The sequence below is a fragment of the Chryseobacterium sp. SG20098 genome (genome assembly GCF_031844745.1).
Lineage (GTDB): Bacteria > Bacteroidota > Bacteroidia > Flavobacteriales > Weeksellaceae > Chryseobacterium > Chryseobacterium cucumeris.
The window spans coordinates 4,093,870-4,119,939 of sequence record NZ_CP134622.1 but is presented as its reverse complement, the minus strand read 5'-3'; the positions used below and the strand labels follow the sequence as shown (position 1 = coordinate 4,119,939).

Annotated in this window: 25 protein-coding genes; 15 read left to right on the top strand and 10 right to left on the bottom strand. The window is 36.9% G+C overall.

Going from position 1 to position 26,070, the window contains the following annotated elements:
* Nucleotides 1–45 precede the first annotated feature (45 nt).
* The 3 genes from RHP76_RS18850 to RHP76_RS18840 all read right to left on the bottom strand — a co-directional run bounded on the left by RHP76_RS18850 (nucleotide 46) and on the right by RHP76_RS18840 (nucleotide 3,289).
* A complete protein-coding gene (locus tag RHP76_RS18850; protein ID WP_047428474.1) occupies nucleotides 46–996 on the bottom strand; it encodes a PorP/SprF family type IX secretion system membrane protein in 951 nt (316 codons plus the stop codon).
* 51 nt (nucleotides 997–1,047) lie between these two features.
* Nucleotides 1,048–2,121 carry an RluA family pseudouridine synthase gene (locus RHP76_RS18845; RefSeq protein ID WP_174525208.1) on the bottom strand — a complete coding sequence of 358 codons (1,074 nt, stop codon included), beginning with the start codon at nucleotides 2,119–2,121 and terminating at the stop codon, nucleotides 1,048–1,050.
* 73 nt (nucleotides 2,122–2,194) lie between these two features.
* Nucleotides 2,195–3,289: a PASTA domain-containing protein gene (locus RHP76_RS18840; RefSeq protein ID WP_311228793.1), complete on the bottom strand. Its 1,095-nt coding sequence runs from the start codon at nucleotides 3,287–3,289 to the stop codon at nucleotides 2,195–2,197.
* A gap of 156 nt (nucleotides 3,290–3,445) precedes the next feature.
* Here RHP76_RS18840 and RHP76_RS18835 point away from each other — a divergent pair, with 156 nt between their 5' ends.
* From RHP76_RS18835 to RHP76_RS18825, 3 genes are all read left to right on the top strand, one after another.
* Complete coding sequence (locus RHP76_RS18835; RefSeq protein WP_062675673.1) at nucleotides 3,446–4,429, top strand: D-alanine--D-alanine ligase; 984 nt, start codon at nucleotides 3,446–3,448, stop codon at nucleotides 4,427–4,429.
* An 81-nt stretch (nucleotides 4,430–4,510) separates the two neighbouring features.
* Nucleotides 4,511–4,975, top strand: a complete 465-nt coding sequence (coaD, locus tag RHP76_RS18830; RefSeq protein ID WP_034693345.1) for a pantetheine-phosphate adenylyltransferase — start codon at nucleotides 4,511–4,513, stop codon at nucleotides 4,973–4,975.
* Nucleotides 4,976–5,084: 109 nt separating this feature from the next.
* Nucleotides 5,085–5,717, top strand: a complete 633-nt coding sequence (locus tag RHP76_RS18825) for a trimeric intracellular cation channel family protein (protein WP_062675615.1) — start codon at nucleotides 5,085–5,087, stop codon at nucleotides 5,715–5,717.
* A gap of 62 nt (nucleotides 5,718–5,779) precedes the next feature.
* On the opposite strand, the gene RHP76_RS18820 is transcribed toward RHP76_RS18825, so the two are convergent.
* Both RHP76_RS18820 and RHP76_RS18815 read right to left on the bottom strand, forming a co-directional pair.
* Nucleotides 5,780–6,349 carry a membrane protein gene (locus RHP76_RS18820; RefSeq protein WP_034693340.1) on the bottom strand — a complete coding sequence of 190 codons (570 nt, stop codon included), beginning with the start codon at nucleotides 6,347–6,349 and terminating at the stop codon, nucleotides 5,780–5,782.
* A gap of 147 nt (nucleotides 6,350–6,496) precedes the next feature.
* On the bottom strand, nucleotides 6,497–6,994 hold the full coding sequence (locus RHP76_RS18815; RefSeq protein ID WP_216445399.1) for a dihydrofolate reductase: 498 nt from the start codon (nucleotides 6,992–6,994) through the stop codon (nucleotides 6,497–6,499).
* Between the two features lie 73 nt (nucleotides 6,995–7,067).
* On the opposite strand from RHP76_RS18815, the gene RHP76_RS18810 reads away from it, so the two are divergent.
* From RHP76_RS18810 to RHP76_RS18790, 5 genes are all read left to right on the top strand, one after another.
* Nucleotides 7,068–7,673, top strand: a complete 606-nt coding sequence (locus RHP76_RS18810) for a LemA family protein (protein ID WP_034693337.1) — start codon at nucleotides 7,068–7,070, stop codon at nucleotides 7,671–7,673.
* A gap of 2 nt (nucleotides 7,674–7,675) precedes the next feature.
* Nucleotides 7,676–8,104, top strand: coding sequence for a TPM domain-containing protein (locus RHP76_RS18805; RefSeq protein ID WP_227942397.1), 429 nt, complete (start codon nucleotides 7,676–7,678; stop codon nucleotides 8,102–8,104).
* A complete protein-coding gene (locus RHP76_RS18800) occupies nucleotides 8,085–8,894 on the top strand; it encodes a TPM domain-containing protein (protein ID WP_311228792.1) in 810 nt (269 codons plus the stop codon). Before RHP76_RS18805 ends, RHP76_RS18800 begins: the two co-directional genes overlap by 20 nt.
* Nucleotides 8,895–9,088: 194 nt before the next feature.
* The gene (locus RHP76_RS18795; RefSeq protein ID WP_110011719.1) at nucleotides 9,089–9,610 is read left to right on the top strand and encodes an NAD(P)H-dependent oxidoreductase; all 522 of its coding nucleotides are present in this window, start codon (nucleotides 9,089–9,091) and stop codon (nucleotides 9,608–9,610) included.
* Nucleotides 9,611–9,613: 3 nt separating this feature from the next.
* Nucleotides 9,614–11,503 (top strand): monovalent cation:proton antiporter-2 (CPA2) family protein, encoded by a 1,890-nt coding sequence (locus tag RHP76_RS18790; RefSeq protein WP_120233348.1) that lies wholly within the window; start codon nucleotides 9,614–9,616, stop codon nucleotides 11,501–11,503.
* Between the two features lies 1 nt (nucleotide 11,504).
* On the opposite strand, the gene RHP76_RS18785 is transcribed toward RHP76_RS18790, so the two are convergent.
* Nucleotides 11,505–12,332 (bottom strand): GIN domain-containing protein, encoded by an 828-nt coding sequence (locus RHP76_RS18785; RefSeq protein ID WP_062675621.1) that lies wholly within the window; start codon nucleotides 12,330–12,332, stop codon nucleotides 11,505–11,507.
* 185 nt (nucleotides 12,333–12,517) lie between these two features.
* On the opposite strand from RHP76_RS18785, the gene RHP76_RS18780 reads away from it, so the two are divergent.
* A complete protein-coding gene (locus RHP76_RS18780) occupies nucleotides 12,518–14,659 on the top strand; it encodes a M3 family metallopeptidase (protein WP_311228791.1) in 2,142 nt (713 codons plus the stop codon).
* Nucleotides 14,660–14,899: 240 nt separating this feature from the next.
* Nucleotides 14,900–15,277 carry a YchJ family protein gene (locus RHP76_RS18775; RefSeq protein ID WP_114820948.1) on the top strand — a complete coding sequence of 126 codons (378 nt, stop codon included), beginning with the start codon at nucleotides 14,900–14,902 and terminating at the stop codon, nucleotides 15,275–15,277.
* 209 nt (nucleotides 15,278–15,486) lie between these two features.
* Here RHP76_RS18775 and RHP76_RS18770 read toward each other — a convergent pair whose 3' ends face one another.
* Nucleotides 15,487–15,987, bottom strand: coding sequence for an FKBP-type peptidyl-prolyl cis-trans isomerase (locus RHP76_RS18770; RefSeq protein WP_062675624.1), 501 nt, complete (start codon nucleotides 15,985–15,987; stop codon nucleotides 15,487–15,489).
* Between the two features lie 171 nt (nucleotides 15,988–16,158).
* Nucleotides 16,159–16,404 carry a VF530 family protein gene (locus tag RHP76_RS18765; protein WP_120233347.1) on the bottom strand — a complete coding sequence of 82 codons (246 nt, stop codon included), beginning with the start codon at nucleotides 16,402–16,404 and terminating at the stop codon, nucleotides 16,159–16,161.
* A 120-nt stretch (nucleotides 16,405–16,524) separates the two neighbouring features.
* Here RHP76_RS18765 and RHP76_RS18760 point away from each other — a divergent pair, with 120 nt between their 5' ends.
* The 3 genes from RHP76_RS18760 to RHP76_RS18750 all read left to right on the top strand — a co-directional run bounded on the left by RHP76_RS18760 (nucleotide 16,525) and on the right by RHP76_RS18750 (nucleotide 21,066).
* The gene (locus tag RHP76_RS18760) at nucleotides 16,525–16,677 is read left to right on the top strand and encodes a hypothetical protein (protein WP_002983641.1); all 153 of its coding nucleotides are present in this window, start codon (nucleotides 16,525–16,527) and stop codon (nucleotides 16,675–16,677) included.
* 144 nt (nucleotides 16,678–16,821) lie between these two features.
* Nucleotides 16,822–18,027, top strand: a complete 1,206-nt coding sequence (locus RHP76_RS18755) for a metallophosphoesterase family protein (RefSeq protein ID WP_311228790.1) — start codon at nucleotides 16,822–16,824, stop codon at nucleotides 18,025–18,027.
* A 3-nt stretch (nucleotides 18,028–18,030) separates the two neighbouring features.
* Complete coding sequence (locus RHP76_RS18750) at nucleotides 18,031–21,066, top strand: AAA family ATPase (RefSeq protein WP_311228789.1); 3,036 nt, start codon at nucleotides 18,031–18,033, stop codon at nucleotides 21,064–21,066.
* Between the two features lie 75 nt (nucleotides 21,067–21,141).
* On the opposite strand, the gene RHP76_RS18745 is transcribed toward RHP76_RS18750, so the two are convergent.
* Nucleotides 21,142–22,167: an LLM class flavin-dependent oxidoreductase gene (locus RHP76_RS18745; RefSeq protein ID WP_311228788.1), complete on the bottom strand. Its 1,026-nt coding sequence runs from the start codon at nucleotides 22,165–22,167 to the stop codon at nucleotides 21,142–21,144.
* A 292-nt stretch (nucleotides 22,168–22,459) separates the two neighbouring features.
* On the opposite strand from RHP76_RS18745, the gene RHP76_RS18740 reads away from it, so the two are divergent.
* On the top strand, nucleotides 22,460–22,834 hold the full coding sequence (locus tag RHP76_RS18740; RefSeq protein ID WP_120233343.1) for a hypothetical protein: 375 nt from the start codon (nucleotides 22,460–22,462) through the stop codon (nucleotides 22,832–22,834).
* Nucleotides 22,835–22,974: 140 nt separating this feature from the next.
* Here RHP76_RS18740 and RHP76_RS18735 read toward each other — a convergent pair whose 3' ends face one another.
* A complete protein-coding gene (locus RHP76_RS18735) occupies nucleotides 22,975–25,113 on the bottom strand; it encodes a S9 family peptidase (protein ID WP_288443636.1) in 2,139 nt (712 codons plus the stop codon).
* Between the two features lie 430 nt (nucleotides 25,114–25,543).
* On the opposite strand from RHP76_RS18735, the gene RHP76_RS18730 reads away from it, so the two are divergent.
* Nucleotides 25,544–26,056, top strand: coding sequence for a YceI family protein (locus RHP76_RS18730; protein ID WP_311228787.1), 513 nt, complete (start codon nucleotides 25,544–25,546; stop codon nucleotides 26,054–26,056).
* Nucleotides 26,057–26,070 lie beyond the last annotated feature (14 nt).

The window sequence follows — 26,070 nt, the reverse complement described above, 5'->3', positions numbered from 1 at the left end:
AGCTCTGAAAAATTTCAGAGCTCAAATTTATTTAAATTAAATTAATTAATATCTAAATCCTCTAGCATTAATGAAGTTGTCGAAGTTATACCCCAGACCAATCATGAAGCTGTTTCCTCCATAACTCTGGATGTCAGACAATCCAAGGTTATAAGTAGCTCCGATCATGAATTTGTTGAATCTTACTTTTACAATTGGAGAGATACTTAGGTTCTGATTATCAAATCTGTTCTGAACCGTTCTGTAACTTACCCCGAAAGAGAATGCGTTAATATCATTAGAGAATGTAGCCATTAGGTTCCAGTCTATCATTCTCGTTGAATTTGTATTAAGATTGATTAACGCTGAAGGTGCTAATGTAATATTATCAGCAATATTCCAGTTGTATCCTAAGTTTAAGAAGAATTTAATTGGAGAAGGCTCGTAGTTGTTTACAATAGAAGCATCATTACTTAATGCGATATCATTTACGGAAACACCCCCGAATAAACCTCTGTAGGTAGCTGCCAAACCGAAGTTTGCATATACCATAAAGATGTTACTTTCTTCACCTCTCAATAGTGGGTCACCACCTTCTTCAGTATTGATTTTTGAATAATCAAAATTCATGTTATAGAAGTTAACACTTGTACCGAAAGAGAATTGGTCTTTTCTGTCTCCTTCACTACTTAGCGGAATAAAATATGAAGCACCAGCCGTGATACCACCAGCAGAGATCGGTCCGTTACTGTCTCTAAACACGGAAATACCAGCACCCACTCTATCAAATATATTCGCATTAATCCCGATTGACTGAACATTCGGAGAATTACTGAATTTTGAAAATTGTTGTTGATAATTGGCGTTGAGCTGTACGTAATCTGTTTTTCCGTATTGAGCTGGGTTGAACAGGAACTCACCATCCAAAAGATATTGCTGATAGTATGGTAGTGATTCTTGTGCTTTGTATGCATTTGACAAAAGAGCTAAACATACGATAGCATATAGTTTTCTCATAACAAATCTTGATTTCAATTCAACAAATATAAAAAAATTCTCAATATATTTTTAGTTTTCTAAATAATTTCTCCATTTTTTTACGGCATCCGCCATATCTTTGGGCATTGGGCTCTCAAAATATAATTCCTTTTTTGTTGTTGGGTGTATAAATCCTAGGGTATGGGCATGAAGGGCATGTCTTGGCAAAATTTCAAAAACATTTTTAATAAATTGCTTGTATTTTGGAAGATTTACCCCTCTTAAAGGTGTATGTCCTTCATATCTTTCATCATTAAATAAAGTATGCCCGATATGTCTGAAATGTGCCCTGATCTGATGCGTTCTTCCGGTCTCCAGTTTACATTCCACCCAGGTCATATATTTGAATCTTTCCAGCACTTTATAATGGGTCACCGCGTGTTTTCCCTGGCTGCCATCTTCATAAACAGACATCTGCATTCTGTTTTTAGGATGCCTTCCGATATGACCTCTGATGGTACCTTCTTCATCCTGCATATTTCCCCATACAAAAGCCCAATACAGCCTTTTGGTGGTTCGGTTAAAGAATTGTTTTGCCAGGAAACTTAATGCATATTCATTCTTGGCAATCACCAATAGTCCTGAGGTATCTTTATCAATTCTGTGAACAAGCCCTACCCTGTCAAGATCTGATTTTTCACCATTCTTTTCAAAGTGGAAGGCCAATGCGTTCACCAATGTTCCGTCCCAGTTTCCAAATCCTGGGTGTACCACCATTCCCGCTTCCTTATCCACAACAACCAAGTCATCATCTTCATAAACGATGTTCACAGGAATATCCTGGGGAATAATGACATTTTCTCTTGGAGGATGGGTAAGCAAAACTGAGATCTGATCTCCCGGTTTTACACGGTAATTCTGTTTCACCGCTGTTCCGTTCACTATAACATTTCCGGCTCTGCAGGTCTGTGAAATTTTATTCCTTGAAGAATTCTGTCTGTATATTAAAAGGAACTTATCTATTCTTAATGGTTCCTGTTTGCTGTCGACAGTGATATTAAGATGTTCATACAATCCTTTATTTTCCTCATCAATATCGATGTTTTCGATACTGTTGGAATCTAATAATTCTTCATCTAAAAAATCGTCGTTATCTTCTGACATTGTTTTATATTTTTTACACAAAAGGCTTCAACATTTTATAGTTGAAGCCTGTATTTTTGATATTAATCTGATCTTATTCTACGACAACCTTCTTAGCTTTTGGCTTTTGAGCAGGCTGTTGTGTTGTTGTTGCTGCAGGTTTTGTTGTACCTCCAGCAGTGTGAGTACTGTTCCCTGCAGGTGTTTTAGGTTTTTCAACAGTTGCAGCAGCTGGTTTAGCTGCTGTAGTCTGATTTTTAGAGGCCTCTGTCTTCGGAGCTTCCGGCTTTGGAGTTTCTCTTTTTGGAGCAGGAGCGGGTACAACCGGAGCATCATAACTTGGCTCACTATGCACTTCTTCATATCGTACCGGAGGAAGTGAAGTATCCACTTTCATACGATAGATAGAATTCAACTGCTCTACTTTCGCTCTTAATTCTGCCGGAGTCTTTTTACTTGCCCAAAGATCGATCTGCATTCCCTGATCACGAACATCTCCGGAGGCAGGATCCTGATAATAAATAATATCAGATTCATCTTTACTTCCATCTTCATGCTCTACCAGCCCTACTTCAAACATACTCTTGGTAATAACAGCTCTTGCTTCTTTTACCGTAAGTCCTACAACATTAGGAATAGAAATATTTCTCATTGGCCCCGATCCTACCACAACATCAATCGTAGAGAATCTTGGTAAACGCGTACCTGGGTTTACAGCATTTCCTTTATATAATATTCTTAGAAGGGCATCTTTCTGAATACTAGGCTCATAAATCGTATCACCGATTTTAAGACCTACCTGATCCAATCTCTGAAAGGCCAGTCCGGAATATTTATTAATAACATTCGGCACCGCAATAGGAGCCCATGTTCTCGGATTTACTTTAAGCGTTACAGTTCTTCCGTCTTTTACACGGGAACCTGGTGCAGGATATACCTGCAATACCTGGAATGGTCTGTATTTCGGGTCGTAATTGGCACTGTCTACTTCATATTCCAGCCCTGTATCATCTAATATTTTTACGGCATCATGTACCGATTTATTTACAATATTGGGAACAGGAATTTCCTGACCGTGGTTAGTATGGTACTCCAACCAGCGAAATGTGAGCCATACCAGCCCAACGAAAACACCGATGGCTACTACTAAATTCAGTAAAACTTTCCAATTGAAAAGTGATTTAAGCATACTTAAAAATACTTTAATTATAACCGCAAATATAGCTAATAATTTTAGAATGGACTTTTTATTTAACACAATTCATTTTTGATTTTAAAATTTGCCGATTTCCCATATTGCATTGCATAAAATGATTAAATTTGCCTTAATTGATACTATATGGTTATGAATAAAAAAAGTGTTGCCGTAGTAATGGGAGGCTATTCCGATGAATATGTTGTTTCCTTAAAAAGCGGACAATTGATTTATGATTCTTTAGACAGAAATCTCTATGACGTATATAAAGTAGTAGTCCTTAAAGATGAATGGTATTTTTTAGGTGAAAATGATAAAAAATATGCCATCAACAGAGGAGATTTTTCTGTGACTTTAGATAATGGGGAAACTTTAAAATTTGATGTTTGTTTCAATATCATCCACGGGACTCCGGGAGAAAACGGAATTCTTCAGGCCTACTGGGATGCCATCGGTCAAAAATATACAGGTTGTGATTTTTACCAGAGTGCCCTTACTTTCAATAAAAAAGACACTCTTGCCGTGTTATCAAAATACGGAATTCCTTCTGCAAAAAGTATTTATTTAAGAAAAGGGGAAGACATCAATGTGGATGAAATTGTATCAGAACTTAACCTTCCTTTATTTGTAAAACCTAACCAATCAGGATCTTCTTTGGGAATTTCTAAGGTAAAAGAAAAATCGGAACTGATTGCCGCTACTGAAATTGCTTTCAAGGAAGATGACGAAATCCTGATTGAAAGTTTCCTGGATGGAATGGAAGTTTCCGTAGGAGTTATTGATTTTAAAGGAGAAACTATTGTTTTAGGAATTACAGAAATTGTTCCTACCAATGAGTTCTTTGATTATGAAGCAAAATATGAAGGTGCTTCTGAAGAAATTACCCCTGCAAGAATTGACGAAGAGACCACTAAAAGAGTGGAAGAAATCGCCAAAAGAGCTTACGATTCATTAGGCATGAGTGGTTTTTCAAGAAGTGAATACATTCTGATGAACGGAATTCCTTATATGCTTGAAATGAATACCAACCCAGGATTCTCTCCTGCAAGTATTCTCCCTCAGCAGGCAAGACATTATGGAATTTCCATTATGGATCTTTGTGGAAATGAAGTAGAAAAAGCACTTAATAAGTAAATATAGAAATTAGAGGTTAGAAATAATAAATACATAGCTTTTAACTGATAATTTACCATTCAACGTCATAACTCATACAACATGAAAATTGCTGTTTTTCCAGGGTCTTTTGACCCTATTACACTAGGACATTACGACATTATAGAAAGAGCGGCACCGCTATTTGATAAATTAATCATCGCTATCGGACAGAACTCTCAGAAAAAATATATGTTCCCTCTTGAAAAAAGAATGGAATTTATTCAAAACTCTGTAGCAGAATTTCCCAATGTGGAAGTAGATTCATTTGAAGGTCTAACAGTAGATTACTGTTTTGAAAAAAATGCTCAGTACATCATCAGAGGATTAAGAAACCCGGCAGATTTTGAATTTGAAAAAGCGATTGCTCATACCAACAGAACATTAGCTCATAAAAAACTGGAAACCGTATTCTTACTGACTTCCTCAGGAAAATCATTCATCAGTAGCAGCATTGTAAGGGAAGTTATTAACCACGGCGGCGAATATGAACTGATGGTTCCGGACTCTGTGAGAGTGGAGAGATAAAAAATATAATTGATGAGCGATAAATGATAATTGATATAATGGCCAAGAATTTGCTTAAGCAGAAATCATTCATCAATTATCATTTATCAACAATCATTTATAATTATATATGCACGAACAGTTCAATTTTGCAATAGAAGTCCTGGGGACCATTGCCTTTTCCATGTCCGGAAGTTTTGCAGCGATGCAGAAACGGCTTGATCCGTTCGGAGTGCTTATTATTGCATTTGTAACTTCTGTAGGAGGAGGAACTGTAAGAGACCTGTTACTGGATATTCCTGTATTCTGGATGCATGATATTCTGATGTGTACCCTGATTCTGGTGACCAGTATTTTTTCAATGATTTTCAAATCTCTTGAGAAAAACTTTAAAGTAACTTTATTTATCTTCGACAGCTTCGGACTTGGATTATTTACCATAATCGGTGTACAAAAAGGTTTAAATGCAGGTATTCATCCTATGATTTGTATTGCATTAGGAACTATTACAGGTTGTTTTGGAGGGATTATCCGGGATATATTACTCAATAGAATTCCATTAATTTTCAGAAAGGAAATTTATGCCACAGCATGTATAGTGGGCGGAGCAGCATTTCTATTGATGACCAGGTATACAGTGCTTTCCTATACTTTTATACAAATCTTCACTATTTTACTGATCGTTGCGATTCGAACATTTGCTGTAAAATACCATTGGCAGATGCCTAAATTTTATGGCTATGATCAAAACTCAGAAATGTAAATTTGATATTTAACACATAAAAAAGCACCTCAAAAAGGTGCTTTTTATTTTTATTTTTTTGATTAGAAGAATTTCCCTCTGTTTCTCATATTCGGGTTATGCATATGCTTCTGCATGGTTGGCATTTTCAACTGATCTTTCATCATTTTGATCTGATCGGTCATCATTCCGGCACTGTCCAGTCTTTTTGCTTCTTCCAGCAACTTCTGACCTTCCTGCTTTCTTCCTTTAGAAATAGCTGCTGCAGCAAGATTTAAAGTAGCCATTGCTCTGTCGTGTTTCATATTCAAACCGTACTCCAACGCTTTCTTCATGAAAGGCTCTACTTTCGCAGGATGATCCTGAGCTTGCGTCAGTCCTGATAAATAGTGAAAATATCCGTATTGAGTCTTATGAAGCTGTCCTTTATAATCTGTTATTTTGGATAGCCATTCTCCGGCTTTCTCCATATTTTGTTTTCTCAATTGCCAGAATGCCAATAGGATATATTCGTTTTTAAAGAATAGCAAGATGGGAAATGCAGCCAAAAGAAAAACAACAATACCCCAACCAAGATTTCTTGTGAAAATCATCATATAAAGTCCTAACAGGATAAGAACTGCTGCTACTGCAATTTTTATGTATTTATTCATTATTAAATTTTAGAAGTGCAAAGATAATAAATTTAGAGCTTAAAGTTCAAAAAGTCAATGGTGAATGGTCAATTCGCTGCGTTTGTTAATTTTTTAACTGCGGAAAATTCACGATTCACTTTGCGAAGCAAAATTAACTATTGATATCTAATCTTCTTTTTTGATTTTTTCAAATGTCTGGAAACAGAAATCATAGCCGTTCTTTTCATCTTTCTCATGGCAGATTTCGTTAGTCATTTTCCAGATTTTAGGATCTATTTCCGGAAAGTATGTATCAGCCTGAAGATCTGCTTTCACCAAAGTAACTTCAAGTTTGTCAACTACATCCATAGTCTGCTCATAGATATTTCCGCCACCGATAACGAAAACTTCCTCATCAATCTTCTTAGCAAATTTCAATGCTTCCTTGATGCTTCCTACAATAAGAATTCCTTCCTCAAACCAGTCTTTTTTTCTTGACACAACAATATTGGTACGGTTAGGAAGAGCTTTTCCAATACTTTCATAGGTCTTTCTCCCCATAATAACCGGATGTCCGGAAGTAATATCTTTAAAATGTTTCAAATCTTTAGGAAGATGCCAAAGCAACTGGTTTTCAAAACCAATTTCATTTTTCTCTCCCATTGCCACCACTATTGTTGTCATTCAAATAATTTTTTACAAAATTAGCACATAATTTGTATATTTGGTTAGCACAAAAAATTTAAAAAAATAAACTATGAAAAATAAAGGATGTCTGGGTGCAGGAACCATTGGTATTGCCCTTCTTATTATTGTTGCAATTCTATTCTTCTGGGGGAAAAGCGGATATAACAGCTTTGTCAACAAAGAACAGACTGTGAACGCAAAATGGTCTAATGTCGAGACTGTGTATCAGAAAAGAGCGAACCTTATTCCTAACCTGGAAAGAACCGTAAAATCGTATTCAAAATTTGAGCAGGAAACTTTAACACAAGTTGTGGAAGCCCGTTCCAAAGCTACTTCCATCAATATTGATCCTACGAATATGACCGAAGCTGATCTGGCTAAATTCCAGGCAGCACAAGGAGAATTATCGGGTGCATTAAGCAGATTGATGGCCGTGGTGGAATCTTATCCTAACCTAAAAGCAGACCAGCAGTATATCAACTTCCAGAGAGAATACACTGCTATTGAAAATAGTATCAGAACTGAAACGGTTTACTATAATGATGCTGCAAAGGATTATAATACTTCCATCAAGACTTTCCCGAATAATATTCTGGCGAATTTCACCAACTTCAAAGAAAAACCTTATTTCAAAGCTGACGCAGGCGCTCAAAAAGCTCCTGAAGTATTCAAATAATAATGGGTAATTTCCTAACAAATCAACAGATCGCTTCCCTTGTGGAAGCGATTCAATCTGCGGAAGATCATTCTACGGGAGAGATCAGAGTGCATATTGATTCCAATACGGAAAACCGGGATGCCAAGACTGCATTTGAAGTTTTCAAAAAACTAGCTATGGATAAAACAGCAGACAGAAATGCGGTACTCTTCCATGTCAATTTTGAACAGAAATATCTTACCATCATCGGAGATACCGGCATTCATGAAAAAGTAAAACAATCTTACTGGGATCATCTTCACGATTATATCACCGCTGAATTTGCCAAAGGAAATTATTATCAGGCCCTAAAAAGTGCCATCCTGGAAACAGGACTTGAACTCAAAAAACATTTTCCTGTAGAAGGAGAAAACCCAAACCAACTTCCAAATGAAATTACGTTCTCTTAAAATAGTATTTTCATTTTTACTACTCTGCTTTTACACTTTTGTATCAGCACAATATACCATTCCTGAAAAACCTGCGGTGCTGTATCCTGTTTTTGATGAAGCCGGATTGCTTTCCCAGCAGGAAAAAGATGCACTTAATCATAAACTGATCAAGTTTGCAGATTCTACCTCAACGGAAATTGAAGTAGTCATCATCCGCTCTACCAAAGGAGAAGATGTAAATTTTCTGGCCACCATGTTTGGTGAAAAATGGAAAATCGGAAAAAAGGGAGTAGATAATGGAGTTGTCTTTCTTATTGCTACAGAAGACAGAACGATGTCTATCCAACAGGGGCGTGCCGTAGAGCAATACCTTACCGCTTCTGTAGCTGGACAGATCTTAGATTACATCGTTACCCCAAATTTCAAGAAAGGACTTTGGTATGAAGGGATCAATGGTGGAACCTCAGCGATTATGGAGGCTGTTGAGGGAAAATTCAAACCTGTAGCCACAACAGCTCCTTCCGGCAATGGAAGTGCATTTAAAGTTCTTATTATTGCTTTTATTATTTTCATCATCATTGCTATCCTTTTTGGAAACAGAGGTGGCGGACGTGGCGGAAATAATGACGACGATGATGATGTGATTATCACCAGAAGAGGACGCAGAAATTATCCCGGTGGATTCTTCCCGTTCCCGGGCAGCTTCGGAGGCGGCGGCTTTGGCGGAGGAAGTTCTGGTGGCGGAGGCTTTGGAGGTTTCGGTGGCGGTGGAAGCTTTGGAGGAGGCGGTGCATCCGGAGGATGGTAATCAAGCAATATTCAAAAATGATATAGAATCAGATCATCACGATCTGATTTTTTTTATCTAAAAACCAAAATAATACTGATTTATTAACTTTTATTAATGTTAAATTGACATTTAGCTATTAAAAAGTTAATAAAACATCATAAAAACCACCTTTTATTCAATATTTTTTCACTATATTTACGGAAAACAGGATTATGAAGAAGACGCTGGTAGTATTTGCACACCCTTATCTGGAGCACTCCAATTCGAATGTAGAGCTCATCAATTTCTACGTTCGCCACCAGCATTATACCCTGAGAGATCTTTACGAAGAATATCCTGACTTTCATATCGCAGCTTTCCGGGAAAGAAAACGCCTTAAAAACTATGAGCGTTTTATCTTTCAGTTTCCCCTGATATGGTTCGGAATGCCTCCTCTTCTCAGATTATGGATTGATGAAGTTTTCGACAGAGACTGGCTGAAAGAAGGTGAACATAATCCCCTGGAAGGAAAAGAAGTCTATATTCTGGTAACCACCGGCGGAAAAGAAAGGTCTTTCAGCAAAACCGGCACTTACCAATATACCATAGATGAACTCATCAGCGGGCTTATTGTTTCATTAAAAGTTTTTAAAGCAGATATCAAACATATCAAAATCGTATACGAAGCCAACAAGCTCTCTAAAAAAGAAATTATTTTACATAAAAAAGAATTTACAGAACTACTCAATCAATAGCATATGGAATCCAGCTTAGCGATGAACACATTAATTTTCCTGGGTGTAGCCATTATTATGGTTCCATTGGCAAGGAAATTAGGGTTAAGTTCTGTCATCGGTTATATTTTAGGAGGAATTATCATAGGCCCTTATGTCCTTAAACTTACAGGAAACAATGTCAATGACATTATGCATGCCAGCGAGTTTGGAGTGATCATGCTTTTGTTTTTGGTAGGTCTGGAACTAGAGCCCCGGAAGTTCTGGGAAATGCGAAAGAAAATAATGGGTCTTGGACTATCTCAGATGGCTCTTACCATTCTTCTGCTTTTTCTTGTATTCACAAGCGTAGGCTGGAGAGTAGACAAAGCGATTGCTATTGCCATGTGCTTTGCCCTATCTTCTACAGCTATTGTTCTGCAGACTTTACAGGAAAAAAACAACCTCAAGACTACCGCCGGAGAAGCTTCATTTTCTACTCTGCTGTTTCAGGATATTTCGGTAATTCCTATTCTGGCCATATTGCCTATTCTGGCCAATTATAAAGCCAAGCATCATGACAATGAAATTCAGATTCTGATTCAAAAACTACCCGAATGGCTTCAGGCCGGAACCGTAATTTTCGGGGTAGCATTATTGATTTTACTCGGCAGATATGTATTTGTTCCTTTTCTGCGCTATGTTTCAAAATCGGGAATGTCAGAGCTACTGACCGCGTCTTCGTTATTTCTGGTTATTGGAGTTTCGGAGCTGATGGTGGTGATCGGCCTTTCACCTGCTTTAGGTGCTTTCCTGGCAGGAGTAATGCTTGCCAACAGTGAATTCCGTCATGAGCTGGAAGCACAGATCGATCCTTTCAAAGGGCTGCTTTTAGCTGTTTTCTTCGTGAGTGTAGGATCAACCATTAATTTTAATATCATTCAGAAAGATCCCTTATTTATCTTCAGTACTGTTTTTGCGGTACTGGGTGTAAAGTTTGTGGTTTTATATACTATTGGAAAATTTTTCAGGATAGATACTCCCCAAAGTCTTTTTTATGCCTTTGCCCTTTCTCAGGTAGGAGAGTTTGCATTTGTACTGCTGAATTACGCATCAGATCTTTATCTTTTAGGTCCCGAAATGAATGCACAGATGATGGCTGTTACGGCAATTACCATGTGTATCACTCCTATTCTTCTCATCATCAATGACAAATTTATTACTCCGAAATTTATCAAAGAAATTCCTGAAGAGGAACATGACTATAATATTCTTGACAGCAATGTTACTCAAAAGAAAATCATCATTGTAGGTTTCGGGCATTTTGGAAGTACGGTGGGACGTCTTTTAAAAGCCAATAAAATACCAGCTACCGTTCTGGATCGTGATTCTGACCGTGTGAAACTGCTTAGAAGCTATGGTTTTAAAGTGTATTATGGTGACGCAACGAGGATTCCTATTTTAAGAGCGGCAGGAATTGAAGATGCTGAAATTCTGGTTTTATGTCTGGATGATCCTGACGATAACAAGTTCATTGCAGAACTTGTCCGTGAACATTATCCTAACGTCAAAATTTTTGTAAGAGCCAAAAACAGGATTGATGCTTATGATTATCTGAACAATGGCGTCAATCATATTTACCGTGAAACACTGGGAACAGCCGTGGATATGGCTGTAGATGTACTTCATGAAACGGGAATGAGAAAATATGCTGCAAGACGTCTTGGCCAAAGGTTTATGGCCATTGATAAAGCATCAGTCAGAAAGCTGGCAAAAATGAAGGAAAATGATGAAGATATTACTCTGTTTACCACAAAAGAAATCCTCCAGCGTGAGGAGGATTTATTGGCTTATGATAATCTTAATTTCGATAATAAAAACTGGGAAGGATCCTCATCAGCTGATGAAGAAGATGAGGAAGAGTCTCCAGATTAATTTACTGGATGTTTACGCTTCCACCGCTGCTTTCGTCTTTTATCACACTCTTAAGCTCTCCCTTTTTCGAGATATCCACACTTCCACCGGATGAAGCACCTGCTTTCACACTGGAAACAGCACTTATGTGTACACTTGCGCCACTGGAAGCATCTGCTTCTACATCATCAGCAATAACTCCTTTTGCAGAAACGCTGCTCCCTGAAGAAGCACTCACGTCTACCTTTTTTGCTTTACCGGAGAGGTCCAGAGTTGATCCTGATGAAGATTCAATATCAAGGTTTACTGCCCATATTTTACCATCGAAACTACTGCTGCTGCTTATATTGATATCCATGTCATTCGCTTCAAGATCTCCGGAAATACTTCCTGCGCTTGATGCTTCGATGTCTGTTTTTTCCTGAGTAAATTTATCTTTTACAATAATTCTCGCAGCCGAATCCGCAATAAGCTTACTAAAATCTTTTGTATAAATTTTAGCTGTCACTTTGCTGATGTTCATCACTCTGATCCCCGGCTTATAATGAATATGCAGTTTTCCGCCATCATTTTCCACCAGAATTTCATCAATGATACTTTGTGGCGCTGAGATTTCAACTTTCTCAGTTTCAGATTTTATAACTTCTGCTTCAATGGCTTGTGAAACCTGAATTTCGTCAAAATCTCCATTAAATTCCTTATGCTGTATCGGACCGCTTTCTTTGCTCACTACCTTCTCTACCCAATTACTTCGGTCTCCGTCTCTGTCTCTATTTCGGTTCTCATGTTTATCGTTACATGAGGCTAAAGCCACAAAGGCTGAAAAAATAAATAAAGTACTTGTTTTCATGCTTATTCCTTTTGTTAATTTTTTTATTGATTTCTTTATTTAAATAACAACTAATTTATAAAAAATATTACATTACATTTGAAAATACTGTAAATACAACAAAGGGCTTAAAGAAATACATTCGCCGAAATATGTTCTATGATACAAGTTTTTAATATCTTTATGCTTTAATAACAACTATATTTATGAAGAATATTTCATCGGTATTATTAATTTCTGCCTTGGCGTTCAATCAATCTTGTACTACAATGAAACAGACCGATATTCAACAGGAGCTTCCTGCACCTGATCCCTCTTTATCTTCAAATCCTTTTATGAAGAAGAGCAAGCTTCAATACGAAGCACCGGAGTTTGACAAAATCAAAAACGAACACTTCAAACCTGCTTTTAACTACGGTTTAAAGCAACATGAAGCTGAAATTATAAAAATTGCCAACAATCCGGCTGCCCCTACTTTTGAAAATACCATCGTTGCCTTGGAAAAAAGTGGTGAAGTGCTAAGAAGAGCACAAATTGTATTTTCAAATCTTACCAGTGCTAATACGAATCCTACATTACAGGCTTTAGATGAAGAATATGCTCCTATTTTTGCAGCACATTCTGACAAACTGTACCTGAATGAAAATCTTTATAAAAGAATACAATCCATCAAAGAAGATGGTCTGGATTCTGAAAGTAAAAGACTGGTACAATATTATAAGCAGAATTTTGAAATTGCAGGTGCTAACCTTTCTGCTGCTGATAAAGAAAAACTAAAGCAGCTCAATCAGGAGCTGGCTTCTCTTTCTACCCAATATGCCAACAAATTATTGGAAGCTAGAAAACAAGGAGGTGTATTTTTCTCCGATGCGAAAGAACTGGACGGACTTTCTGCCGATGAAATTGCAGCTGCAGCCTCTGATGCTAAAACGGCAGGACAACCTGGAAAATATCTTCTGGCGTTACAAAACACTACACAACAACCTCTTCTTCAAAATTTAAAAAACAGAACGACCAGAGAAAAGCTATTTAAAGCTTCTTGGACCAGAGCTGAGAAAGGAGATGCCAACGATACGAGATCAACCATCGAACAGCTTGCTAAATTAAGATTAAAGAAAGCACAGATTTTAGGTAAGAAAAACTTTGCTGAATGGAAACTTCAGGATCAGATGGCAAAAACCCCTGAAGCAGCTACTAAGCTGATGAACCAGATTGCTACTCCGGCAGTGGAAACAGCAAGACTTGAAGCAAAAGATATCCAGGATCTTATTGATCAGCAAAAAGGAGGCTTTAAAGTAGAACCCTGGGACTGGAATTTCTATGCTGAACAGGTAAGAAAAGCCAAATTTGATCTTGATGAAAGTGAAATTAAACCTTATTTTGAAATTACAACCGTTCTTGAAAAAGGAGTTTTCTTTGCTGCTGAAAAATTCTACGGACTGACTTTCAAAAAGAGAACAGATCTTCCAGTTTATCACCCGGATGTAGTAACGTATGAAGTCTTCGATCATGATGGAAAATCTATTGCCATTTACTATCTGGATTTCTATACAAGGGATTCTAAAAACGGTGGTGCATGGATGAGTAATTTTGTTGAGCAGTCTTATTTATTAGGAACAAAACCTGTCATTGTTAATTGCTATAATTATCAGAAACCAGCTCCGGGAAAACCTTCATTAATCAGTTATGATGATGTTTCTACTATCTTCCATGAATTTGGTCACTCTATTCACGGAATGTTTGCCAGCCAGAAATATCCTTCACTTTCAGGAACGAATGTACCGAGAGACTTCGTAGAATTCCCATCTCAGATCAATGAGCACTGGGCTTTAGATCCTGTTGTTCTGAAGAATTACGCTGTACATTATGAAACAAAACAACCTATTCCACAGGCTTTGGTAGATAAGATCAAAAAGGCATCTACTTTCAACCAAGGGTATATGACTACTGAGTTGGTTTCTGCTGCTGAACTCGATATGGATTGGCATACGGTAAGCAATGAAAATCAGTTTATTCCTGTTTTAGACTTTGAAAAGCAGTCTTTAGCCAGCCATGGATTCAATTTGGCAACCGTTCCGCCTAGATATCACACGCCTTATTTTGCCCACATCTGGGGAGGCGGATATTCTGCAGGATACTATGCTTATTTATGGTCTGAAACATTGGACAATGATGCATGGGAGTGGATCAGTAAGAATGGTGGTTTAACCAGAGAAAATGGTGACCGTTTCAGAAAATATATTCTTTCTGTAGGAAATTCTGTAGATCTTAACCAGGCATTCAGAGACTTCACAGGACACGATCCGGATATCAAACCTTTATTGAGAAACAGAGGGTTTATTAAATAAATCAATGGAAGCATTCTTTAATTAGAGTGCTTCTTTTTTATACCTATCTGTGATAAATAAATTTTCTATGTTTCGGCTAAAGCCGGTGGATTTTTGTTTATTTATTTTGAACGGGCTAAAGCCCGTTTCTATTGAATATATAACAATTCAACATATTAATTCCATTATAAAATTCAAATAGGCAGAACTCCTTTCTAACGAGATTCATTACTTTTGCATTCAAAATTTAAAATACAATATATGAACTGTCCATGCTGTTCAGGAAAATCATACGAAGAATGCTGCAAGCCTTATCATACCGGAGAAAAACATGCTCCTACCGCTGAAGCTCTGATGCGCTCAAGATTTTCTGCTTTTGCCATTCCGAATGGTGAATACCTGATGGAAACTACTCTTCCGGGAAAAAGAAAATACCACAATAAAAAAGATCTGCAGGAATGGGGAGAGATCAACCAATGGACAAAATTGGAAATCATCAGAACTCCGGCTTTAAACCATGTAGAATTTAAGGCTTATTATACCGATCAGGACGGGCATCCGCAAGTTCATCATGAGTTTTCTGTTTTTCAGAAGATGCACGAACGCTGGTATTATGTTTCCGGGGAATTTTTGGATTAGAGAACGGATTGAGAAAATATAATGTAGTGATGCTTTGCGTATAAAACCACCCCGTTAAAAATTCTTTGAATTTTCGCCGCCCCTCCGGTGGAGTGTAATGCTAAGCAACCAATAACTATTATAATCTTATCAATAAAAATGAGCCACAGGATTATCTGTGGCTCATTTTCTTATCTAAACATGTCCGAAAAAATCGGGCATTTATATTTTTAGTGAGCTTCGTTTCCGTCAATTCCGTGAGCATGACCATGCGCCAGCTCTTCTTCAGTTGCCGGACGAGTGCTTAAAACTTCCACGTCGAAATCTAATACTTTTCCAGCCATCGGGTGGTTAAGGTCTGCTACCACAACTTCCGGAGTAATTTCTACTACAAAAGCCTGGAAGTTATTCCCCTGATTGTCTGATAAAGGAAGAATAGCTCCTACAGGCGGAAGTCCTGATTCTTTAAACATTTCCACTGGTAACTGTGCAATAGCATCCGGCTGTCTTTCACCGTAAGCTTCTTCAGGCTGAATCACAAAAGCCGCTTTGTCGCCAGCTTTTAAACCTAAGATATTCTGTTCAAATTTTGGAATCATCATTCCCACACCATACAAAAATGTAAGTGGATTTTCTGTTGTTGTTTCTTCTACAAGAATCTTACTTCCATCTGGTTCGATCGTGTGAAGTATATACTTTACAGCTACAACGTGATTGTTTTCGATTGTCATATTTTTTCTTTTTTTCGTGATTTTGCCTCACGATTAATCATACAAATATACTCTTTTTGAAATGATTCAATGAGCTTGAAAGATAGGAGATGGAAGATGAAGCTATGAAATGCATAAGGAAATATAATTTTCCTTTTTACTTTACATTACTTACATAATAACTCCCCTGCTTTATTTTTTTCTGTTCTCCTCCCTCTTTTTCTGTCTCAGGACAAAAAGATACAGGCTCTCTACTTTTGTTCTGGCCCACGGTGTTTTCCGCAGAAATTTAAGGGAAGAACTTATGCTTGGGTTATCTGTAAAACATTTAATATTGATCTGCTCGCCCAGCCTTTCAAAACCTTGATAATATTCTACAAGTTCTTCCAGGATAGCATCAAGTCTTTTTCCGTGTAAAGGATCTTTGGACTGTTCCATCTTTTTTTTACAAAATTAATTGATTATAAGTTTATATGGAAATCCACACCACTCTTCCTTTTTTGTTTCTTATTTTTGAAGAAGTTATTCCTTACCAATAAAAATTATCCGTTACAAAACATGAGCAAAAACAACGAAGCGAACAGGAAGAAAAATAAAAAGAAAATTGATCAGAAAAAACGTAAAATACAAAATGCAGAAGCTGAAAGAAAAGCAAGGTTAAAACAAATCCGGGAAGATTTCAAAGCAAGAGAAGCTGACAATAAGCCATAATTATCTTGATCCGAAGTAAGGAAACCTTAATTTTTTAAATGAAGTATTCTCTATCTTTACATTGTAATAGCTGCAAAATAATTCTTTGCGAAACAACTTGAAAATTACGCTGCATATAGTCTTTTTAATTCTCAAATTTAAATTATGAAAATCCTCCACACTGCCGACTGGCATTTGGGTAAGCGCCTCGACCGTTTTTCAAGACTTGAAGAACAGGTTTTGGTTATGAATGAAATTGTTCAGATTGCTGATGAACAAAACGTTGATATGGTTTTAATTGCCGGTGATCTTTTCGATAATTTCAATCCAGGTGTAGAGGCTGCTGAACTTTTTTATAAAACATTAAAACGTTTATCCCTGAACGGAAAACGTCCTGTAATTGCTATTTCCGGTAATCATGATTCTCCCAGCTTAATCAATGCTCCTGATCCTTTGGCAAGAGAATGCGGAATTATTTTAATCGGCCATCCCAAAGCGGAGATTGTGCCTTTCGGTACAGAATATTTCAACATTACCAACTCGAAAGAAGGTTTTATAGAGCTGAAAATTGATAGCATACCGTTTCCGATAAGAATTCTTCATACTCCTTTTGCGAATGAGGTTCGTTTAAAGGAATATTTTGGTGAAAATAAAGAAGAAGAAATCAACAGAGTACTTGCACAGGAATGGAAAAATCTTGCAGATCAGTTCTGCGATGATACCGGAGTGAATCTTCTGACTGCTCATTTATACATGAATAAAAGAGGGGCAGAAATTCTGGAAGAACCGGAAGGAGAAAAGCCGATTAAGATAGGAAACGCAGATTTGATTTTTTCGGACAGTATTCCCGAGCAGATTCAATATACGGCATTAGGCCACCTTCATGGTTTTCAGAATATCGGAAAGAAGGAAAAACCTGTGATTTATTCATCCTCTCCTCTGTGCTACAGTTTCAGTGAAGCCGGACAGACGAAGTTTGTTTCCATCATTGACGCAGAGCCGGGAAAAATAGTTTCCTATGAAAAGAAAATCTTGAAAAGCGGCAGAGCTTTAGTCCGAAAAACATTTAGTTCCATCGAAGATACTGTTCAATGGCTAAGTGAAAATCCCAATACATTTATTGAGCTTACGCTGGAAAGCGAGAGTTTTTTAACAGCTGATGAAAGAAGATTAATTTATCAGTCCCATAACGGAATTGTTCACCTTATTCCAAAAGTCAGAAATCTGGAATTGGGAGAAAGTCAAACCCATGAAATCAATTTGAGTCAGGATATTGATATTTTATTCAAAGATTATTTTAAATCTAAAAACGGCGGGCAGGAAGCCAATGAAGAACTGATGAATTTGTTTAACGAAATTTTAAATGCATAAGCCATGATCCCTGTTCAATTAACTATCGAAGGACTTTACTCGTATCAGGAACGCCAGACCATTGATTTCAGAAATCTTACTGAGGCGGGGCTGTTTGGGATTTTCGGGGCTGTGGGTTCAGGAAAATCATCCGTTCTTGAGGCTATTTCGTTTGCTTTATACGGTGAAACGGAACGTCTGAATATGCGCGATAAAAGGGCTTATAATATGATGAATTTAAAATCAAACAGTTCTTATATAGAATTTGATTTTGTAAATTATGAGAATAAATTGTTCCGTGCCACCCGTGATTTTAAACGAAATTCCAAAAAATTTGAAGAAGTAAAACCTAATGCTGTTACTTTTTATGAGAACATCAATGGAAAATGGATTCCTTTAAATCATTCCAATGCGGAAGCTATTATCGGATTAAGCTATTCCAACTTCAAAAGGACCATCATTATTCCGCAGGGACAGTTCAATGAATTCCTTGAATTAGGTGCTGCAGAGAGAACGAATATGATGAAGGAGATCTTTAATCTTCAAAAATTTGACCTTCAGAACAATGTTTCAGCACTTAATGTAAAAAACAGATCTGAACTGGATCAGCTGGAAGGGCAATTGAAAGGTTTTGAAGAAATCAACGAAGAGAAAATCAACATTCAGAAGGAGCAGCTGACAGAACAACAGAAGCTGCTTTCTGAATCCAATGAAAAACTGGAAAAGATTTCCCAGACCTATCAACAGCTGAAAAACTTAAAAAGTGACTTTGACAGTTTACAACAGAATAAAGAAAAATTCAATAAACTCTCAGAAGAAAAACCCCAGATGGATGCTCTGGAAGCACAGGCAGAATTATACGACCGTATTTTCAGGCTTTTCAATCCGTTGATTATTGAAAAAAATAAGCTTTCAAAAGAGATTTCGGACAAGCGAAATGAGAAAGAACAGCAGATCAAAAGCCAGCAGGAAACAGAAAAGGCTTTTATTATCATCAAAGAACAACTTTCTGCTCTTGAACCACAATTTAAAGCTTTGGAGCAATCCAGAATTAAGGAAAATGATTTGAATCTTATCATTCAGATTCTTACGTTTTCTGAGGAAATCAAAGTTCTTAATGAAAGAACTCAAAAAGGCTCTGAAAAAGTAAAAGAAGTAGATCTTAATAAAGAGAAAATTCAAAAGACCATTGATGAGCTTTCCGCACAGATTAAAACTTTAAAAGAACAGAAACTGGATTCTTCCCTGCTTTCTGAAGTGGGCAGCTGGTTTATTCAGCAAAAGAATTTTAAAAAATCGCTTCAGGAACAAGCTGAAAAGATCGGGAAACATCAAAAGCAGATTGGAGAAATTAAAGAAGAATTAAAGCCTTTTGCTTATACCGAAAATTATAAAGAAGATTTCACAATCAGAAAAGAAACCTTAGAGACTCAAAAAAAGGAACTTTCCCAGAAACTGGATCATCTCAAAATACAAAAAGAGCTTTCCCGTTTTGCCAGTGAGCTTCATGAGGGAGAAAACTGCCCGCTCTGTGGTTCTAAAGAGCATCCGCATATTGTGGAATTTCATGATGTGAATGCTGAGCTGAAGGAAATTCAGGAGAAAATAACTTCCGTGGAACAGGAAACTATTGGTCTTCAAAAACAGGAGGCTGAAATTGACAAGATTCTGGACCGTAAAAAGATCTTTGAGGAACAGCTTCTTTCGGAACAAAAAATACTGCAGCAGATTCAGAAGGATACTGAAAATCATCTGCTGAATTTTACCTGGAAACAATTTGCTTCCAACCAGGAAGAGGAATTTGAGAAAAAACGCTCAGACTCGTTTACGCTGGAGAAAAAGATTGAAGAAACGGAACGGAATATCGCTTTAGCAAGGGAAAATTTTGACAGAGAATCCAAAACACTGGAAAAATATAAGAGTGCTCTGGAAGCTTTCCGTCTGGAAGAAGTTTCGAAGCAGGAGCAAATTAATATCAGCCGTTCCGGTCTTAAAATTCTCGAATGGGATCTGTATGCTCAAAAGGAAATAAAAGAAATTGAAGAATCGTATCAGAAGCTTGCTTATTCTAATAAAGAGATTGAAGAAAATTACCTGAAAACTGTAGAACAGGAAAAAATTCTTTCTCCGAAACTGGCAGAGCAAAAGGCTATTGTAAGCCAATCTGAAAAGCAGATTACAGAGCTGGAGAAGGAAATTTCAGGGAATGAAGAGGCAGTTGTCAAAGCATTGGCTGATCAAAATTTCACAGAATTTAAAGAAGTTGAGAATATTTTACTTCAGGAAATTGATGTTCAGCTGGTGAGGACTAAAGTTCAGCTTTTCAAAGTTGAATTTGAAGCTTTGAAGAAATTCATCGGAGAGCTTGAATTAAAGCTGAAGGGACTTTCATTCGATAATGAACAGTTTTCTCTGACTGAAAAGCAATTTAATGAAGCGCAAACCGAACAAAAACAGATCAATGATTCTGTAGTTACAAAAACCGCTGAAATAGACCGTCTGGAAAAGGAATTTGTGAAAAAGGAGGAACTTCTGAAAGAACTGGCAAAGCTTCAGAAACGTTCGGAAAATCTGAAGATCATGATGAATTTGTTTAAAGGAGCAGGCTTTGTACAATATGTTTCGTCTATTTATCTGAGACAGCTTTGTGATCATGCCAATGTACGTTTTCACCGGATGACGAGAAACCAGCTGAGTCTTCAGCTAAATGAAAATAACGATTTTGAAATCATCGATTACCTCAACGAAGGAAAAAGCAGAAGTGTAAAAACGCTTTCCGGAGGACAGGCCTTTCAAGTATCATTGAGTCTTGCTCTGGCACTGGCAGAAAGTGTTCAGGCCAATGCACAGGCAGATAAGAATTTCTTCTTTATTGATGAAGGTTTCGGAACTCAGGATACAGAATCAGTGAATATTGTTTTTGAAACGCTCACCAATCTGATGAAAGAAAACAGGGTTGTAGGAATTATTTCGCACGTTGAAGAGCTGAAAGAGAAAATTCCAACGGCGCTCAACATTATTAAAGATGAAGAAAGAGGAAGTATCATTGAAATTATTTAGTTCAATATATTGTAAATAACAAAAGCCACAAAAGATTTGTTCTTTTGTGGCTTTTGCACCTCAAAAACTTCCCTGTTACAGTCCTTTTATAACAGGTTTCACTTCATTTCCAAACAATTCTATAGACTTCATCATCACATCATGAGCAGGATCTCCCACATCCATGTGCCCGATAAACCTTGTAATTCCGAAAATCTCTTTCATATAAGCAATCTTATCTGCTACTTCTGCCGGACTGCCGATGAATAACGCACCGTCTTTGCTTCTTCCTCCATCATACTGTGCTTTTGTGTAAGGTGCCCATCCTCTGGAAGCTCCAATCCTATCCATCTGAGATTTATAATTATGGAAATACCCATCCACCACTTTTTGGTCATCACTCACAAAAGTATGGGAGTGGATTGCGATCTGCATTTTCGAAACATCATGTCCTGCTTTTTGGTACTCCTGTTTATAGAATTCGATCAGATTTCTAAACTGGATCGGCATACCTCCAATGATGGCTACCACTAAAGGCATTCCAAGCCGGGCTGCACTTAAAACAGACTGAGGAGTTCCACCAACGGCTCTCCAGATGGAAAGTTTTCCGTCATTTTTTGCTCTTGGGTATACCGTCTGATTCTGCATCGGTGCACGAAGTTTTCCTGACCAGCTTACATTTTCTTCAGAATTGATTTTCAATAATAATTCTAATTTTTCGTCAAATAACTGTTCATAATCATTCAGTGAATAGCCATACAAAGGAAATGATTCGATGAAACTTCCACGTCCGACAAAGATCTCTGCTCTTCCGTCTGAAATTAAATCCAGTGTTGAAAAATCTTCATATACTTTTACCGGCTCTGAAGAACTTAAAACAGTTACTCCACTCGCCAGTTTTATATTTTTTGTAATGCTTGCTGCTGCAGCCAAAACAATCTCCGGGGAGGAAACAGCATAATCCGGACGGTGATGTTCTCCCATCGCGAAAACATCAATTCCCACCTCATCCATGAATTTTACCTGATCCAGTATCTCACGGATCTTAATTCCTGCATCTCTATATTTCCCGGTTGACTGGTCAAAAGCCAGATCACCGAACATTCCTATTCCTAATTCCATATTGTTGATTTTAGTAACACAAAGTTACCATTATGGAAAATCAAAAACATTGATGTTTGTTAAGATCCATCCATGAGATTCTATAAAGTGAGGTATAAGAAACTCTGGACAACAATATAATTAATCAACAAAATATAATGTTTTAAAAAAAATAATTTCATCTTTTTTAAAACATTTAAAATTAATTCACATAAATCAATTTTAATAATTTAAATTATTCATTATCAAGTATTTAGTGATAAAATCTATGAGATTTATTTGTATATTTGTCATGTAATTAAAAATTCAAATAATGAAAAAGTACATTGTAATGGTATGCCTTTCTTTAGCAGGCATATTTAAAGCTCAAACAGCAAAAGAATTAGTAGGAAAATGGCAACTTGTAGAAACTGTTATTAATGACCAGCCACAAGACATAAAATCTATTTTTGGCAGTGACAAGGTATTTCAAACCTTCAGCCAAGATTTCGGTTTTGAAGCTACAATTGGAAAAAGTACCAACAAAGGTAAATGGGAATTAGCGAAGGACGATAATGAACAGATTCTTAACATAACCGTTGGAAAAAATACAACTCGTTTTAAAGTTGATTATTTTGATAAAACTAAAAGAACAATCTCATTTGTTAACAACGGAGCCAACATGTCTCTGACATATAAGAAAATCTAAGAAAAATTAATAACAAAAGAGGCCGTCTCACAACTCGTGAGAACGGCCTTTTTTATGGAATTTTATATACCTTAACATGAAAGGTTTTCATATATACGATTCTCAACCACATCATTTAATTGAGGTACATCTTCTTTTTTTTATTTTTTAAGGTTTTGATCAAAATAATCTGTGATCTTCTGCATCAGGTGAACTCTGTCTTTCCCGATCACATTATGCGGATGTCCTGGATAGGTAAAGTAATCCAGTTGAACTCCGTTATCAACAGCAGATTTGATGAATTTAATAGAATGCTGCCATACGACTACATCATCCTGAGCGCCATGGATCATCAGTAATTTTCCTTTCAGGTTCTGCACTTTATCAAGAAGATTAGCTGTTGCATAACCTTGTGGATTTTCCTGCGGAGTATCCATATATCTTTCTCCGTACATGATCTCGTACATGCTCCAGTCGATTACAGGTCCTCCTGCTACACCAACTTTGAATACATCCGGCTTACGAAGCATGAAACTTGTCGTCATAAATCCTCCGAAGCTCCATCCATGAATTCCCATTTTATCTCCATCTACATAAGGAAGAGATTTTAAGTAGTCTACTCCTTTCATCTGATCGTTCATTTCTGTAGTTCCCAGGTTTCTGAATACAGCCTGCTCAAACTTCATTCCACGGTTAGAAGAACCTCTTCCGTCCATTGTGAAGATGATGTATCCGTTCTGAGCCATATATTCATACCAAAGATTTCCTGAAGCCGGGAAGCTGTTGGTGATCAGCTGTAAGTGTGGTCCGTTATACAGATAAACAATGGTTGGATATTTTTTGTTCGGATCAAAGTTGGTTGGAAGGATAATCTTTCCATACAAAGGAGTTCCGTCATCTGCTTTTAAAGTTACGTTTTTAATTTCCGGTCTCTGATAATTTTTTAATGGATTTTCAGAAGTAAGGATATTCGTAGTTTTTAAATTAGCTGTATTGATAATGTTGGCAACTCTCGGTGAATTCGCATTGCTGTAAGCATCATACAGATAATTCCCATCGCCGCTCAAAGTTCCGATGTGCATTCCTTCTGCATTATCAAGCTTTTGCATTTTGAAGTTGGTCCAGTTGATTCTGTATAAATGTCTTTCCAAAGGAGTCTCTTTTGTTGATGTAAAGTAGATCTCCTTTTTCTTTTCATTGAATCCTAAAATATCAGTTACCAGCCAATCTCCTTTTGTAATCTGAGCTACCAGTCCTTTTTCAAGACTATAATGGAACAAATGATTATATCCTGTTCTCTGGCTCTGCCAGATAAAGTCTGTATTAGAGTTCGGGAAGAAAGTAAGTGGATGCTGTGGCTCAACGTATTTACTATCTGTTTCTTCAAATAAAGTTTTCACCAATTCTCCTGTCGCAGCATCATATTGATTCATTTTCATATGATTCTGACCTCTGTTCAGAACCCCTACAAAGATGTATTTTGAATCAGGACTCCAGGTAACAGCTGTTAGATATTGGTCTTTTTCACCCTCTACTTTTAAGAAAGTAGTAGATTGTGTTTTAATATTGAAAACACCTAATGTTACCTGATGAGAAGTCTGGCCAGCCATTGGGTATTTAATATTATGATTTACAGCCGGAGTTACAGACCAGTCAATGATCGGATAATCTGCTACCATGCTCTGATCCATTTTATAGAAAGCTACACTCTCAGAGTTTGGAGCCGGGAAAATTCCTGTATCAATTCCAAATTCATTTCTGTGAACCGCCTGTCCGCTAATGATATTTTCATTCGTTTCATTGGTTACAGCAATGGTTTTTCCGTTTCTGTTGACAAATAAATTATTCTTTGTTGTGAAGGCAAAAGTCTGGTTATCACCAAACATTTTTACGTTGGCGGCATCCTGATCAATAGCAGCTGTGCTTTTTATTTTCCAATCGTTTCCGGATTTTTCAATCCAAGACATTTTGCCCTCTGTCGTAAAATATCCATTGGAATTCCCTGTAAATTTGATAGGGGGAACAGTTTTAAACCTATCATTGGAAAGATTTCTGTTCAGTTGACTCAATGAAATCAGAGTGTCCTGTTTGTTAGTCTTCAAATCTGTAATCAGATAGCCGCCTTTTACGGCCTGAATATAAGATTTTCCATCTGCAGCCCATGAAAACTGGGAGATATTTTTCACAGCAAGGTTTGTTCTCATTCCATTTACAGCCTCCGCCATGGTAAACTTCTGGGTCTGGGCAAATGCTGAACTGCCTAAAACCAGCATCAATAAAGAAAATTTATGTAATTTCATTGTATAAAATTGAATCCTCCAAAAATAAGAAATAAAAACCATTCGTTAAGAAATGTTAAATTAAAACATTCATAAAATGGAACTCATGCATTCAAAGGAATTATTTCTTAACTTAATAGTAGAATTTTTAAAAGGAACTTGGATAATGAATTGTGAACTGTCAATCCGCTGCGCTTGTCAATTGATGTTGAAATAAATTCACCATTCACGTGCGAAGCGAAATTCACCATTGATTATTAAATGAGTCAATCGTGAACTATCAATCCGCTATGCTTGTCAATTGGATGTTGAAATACATTCACCATTCACTTGCGAAGCAAAAATTGACCATTGACAAAAAAATCTCATTTCTTATCCTATATCAATGACTTGTATAGGTACGCTGTCCTAAATTTGCATCATTAATAACAAACAAAAAATACAAAATACAATGGCAACAAAATGGATTTTAGACCCTACGCATAGTGAAATTACTTTCAAAGTAAAACACATGATGATCTCTAACGTAAAAGGAAGCTTCAGAACTTTCACTGCTGAAATTGAATCTGAAGACGAATTCTTTGCAAATGCAAAAACTACTGCTACTATCCAGACAGATTCTGTATTCACTAACAATACAGACAGAGATAACCACTTAAAGTCTGCAGAGTTCTTCAATGCTGAACTACACCCTACCATCACTTTTGAATCTCAGGCGTTAAATAACTCTATCGTTGGAAATCTTACCATCAATGGAATTACAAAACCTGTAAATCTTGATGTAGATTTTGGAGGAATCAATGTAGACCCATGGGGAAATACAAAAGCAGGTTTCTCTTTTGAAGGAAAAATCAGCAGAAAAGATTTTGGATTAAACTGGAATGCCGCTCTTGAAGCAGGAGGTGTAATGGTAAGCGATGATGTAAAAGTAGCTGGTGAATTACAGTTTGTAAAACAGGCATAGTAAATTAATATATA

Bases quoted from the DNA above. Each gene is read 5' to 3' on its own strand.
- RHP76_RS18850 (WP_047428474.1), bottom strand. From the start codon at position 996: ATGAGAAAACTATATGCTATCGTATGTTTAGCTCTTTTGTCAAATGCA.
- RHP76_RS18845 (WP_174525208.1), bottom strand. From the start codon at position 2,121: ATGTCAGAAGATAACGACGATTTTTTAGATGAAGAATTATTAGATTCC.
- RHP76_RS18840 (WP_311228793.1), bottom strand. From the start codon at position 3,289: ATGCTTAAATCACTTTTCAATTGGAAAGTTTTACTGAATTTAGTAGTA.
- RHP76_RS18835 (WP_062675673.1), top strand. From the start codon at position 3,446: ATGAATAAAAAAAGTGTTGCCGTAGTAATGGGAGGCTATTCCGATGAA.
- coaD (WP_034693345.1), top strand. From the start codon at position 4,511: ATGAAAATTGCTGTTTTTCCAGGGTCTTTTGACCCTATTACACTAGGA.
- RHP76_RS18825 (WP_062675615.1), top strand. From the start codon at position 5,085: ATGCACGAACAGTTCAATTTTGCAATAGAAGTCCTGGGGACCATTGCC.
- RHP76_RS18820 (WP_034693340.1), bottom strand. From the start codon at position 6,349: ATGAATAAATACATAAAAATTGCAGTAGCAGCAGTTCTTATCCTGTTA.
- RHP76_RS18815 (WP_216445399.1), bottom strand. From the start codon at position 6,994: ATGACAACAATAGTGGTGGCAATGGGAGAGAAAAATGAAATTGGTTTT.
- RHP76_RS18810 (WP_034693337.1), top strand. From the start codon at position 7,068: ATGAAAAATAAAGGATGTCTGGGTGCAGGAACCATTGGTATTGCCCTT.
- RHP76_RS18805 (WP_227942397.1), top strand. From the start codon at position 7,676: ATGGGTAATTTCCTAACAAATCAACAGATCGCTTCCCTTGTGGAAGCG.
- RHP76_RS18800 (WP_311228792.1), top strand. From the start codon at position 8,085: ATGAAATTACGTTCTCTTAAAATAGTATTTTCATTTTTACTACTCTGC.
- RHP76_RS18795 (WP_110011719.1), top strand. From the start codon at position 9,089: ATGAAGAAGACGCTGGTAGTATTTGCACACCCTTATCTGGAGCACTCC.
- RHP76_RS18790 (WP_120233348.1), top strand. From the start codon at position 9,614: ATGGAATCCAGCTTAGCGATGAACACATTAATTTTCCTGGGTGTAGCC.
- RHP76_RS18785 (WP_062675621.1), bottom strand. From the start codon at position 12,332: ATGAAAACAAGTACTTTATTTATTTTTTCAGCCTTTGTGGCTTTAGCC.
- RHP76_RS18780 (WP_311228791.1), top strand. From the start codon at position 12,518: ATGAAGAATATTTCATCGGTATTATTAATTTCTGCCTTGGCGTTCAAT.
- RHP76_RS18775 (WP_114820948.1), top strand. From the start codon at position 14,900: ATGAACTGTCCATGCTGTTCAGGAAAATCATACGAAGAATGCTGCAAG.
- RHP76_RS18770 (WP_062675624.1), bottom strand. From the start codon at position 15,987: ATGACAATCGAAAACAATCACGTTGTAGCTGTAAAGTATATACTTCAC.
- RHP76_RS18765 (WP_120233347.1), bottom strand. From the start codon at position 16,404: ATGGAACAGTCCAAAGATCCTTTACACGGAAAAAGACTTGATGCTATC.
- RHP76_RS18760 (WP_002983641.1), top strand. From the start codon at position 16,525: ATGAGCAAAAACAACGAAGCGAACAGGAAGAAAAATAAAAAGAAAATT.
- RHP76_RS18755 (WP_311228790.1), top strand. From the start codon at position 16,822: ATGAAAATCCTCCACACTGCCGACTGGCATTTGGGTAAGCGCCTCGAC.
- RHP76_RS18750 (WP_311228789.1), top strand. From the start codon at position 18,031: ATGATCCCTGTTCAATTAACTATCGAAGGACTTTACTCGTATCAGGAA.
- RHP76_RS18745 (WP_311228788.1), bottom strand. From the start codon at position 22,167: ATGGAATTAGGAATAGGAATGTTCGGTGATCTGGCTTTTGACCAGTCA.
- RHP76_RS18740 (WP_120233343.1), top strand. From the start codon at position 22,460: ATGAAAAAGTACATTGTAATGGTATGCCTTTCTTTAGCAGGCATATTT.
- RHP76_RS18735 (WP_288443636.1), bottom strand. From the start codon at position 25,113: ATGAAATTACATAAATTTTCTTTATTGATGCTGGTTTTAGGCAGTTCA.
- RHP76_RS18730 (WP_311228787.1), top strand. From the start codon at position 25,544: ATGGCAACAAAATGGATTTTAGACCCTACGCATAGTGAAATTACTTTC.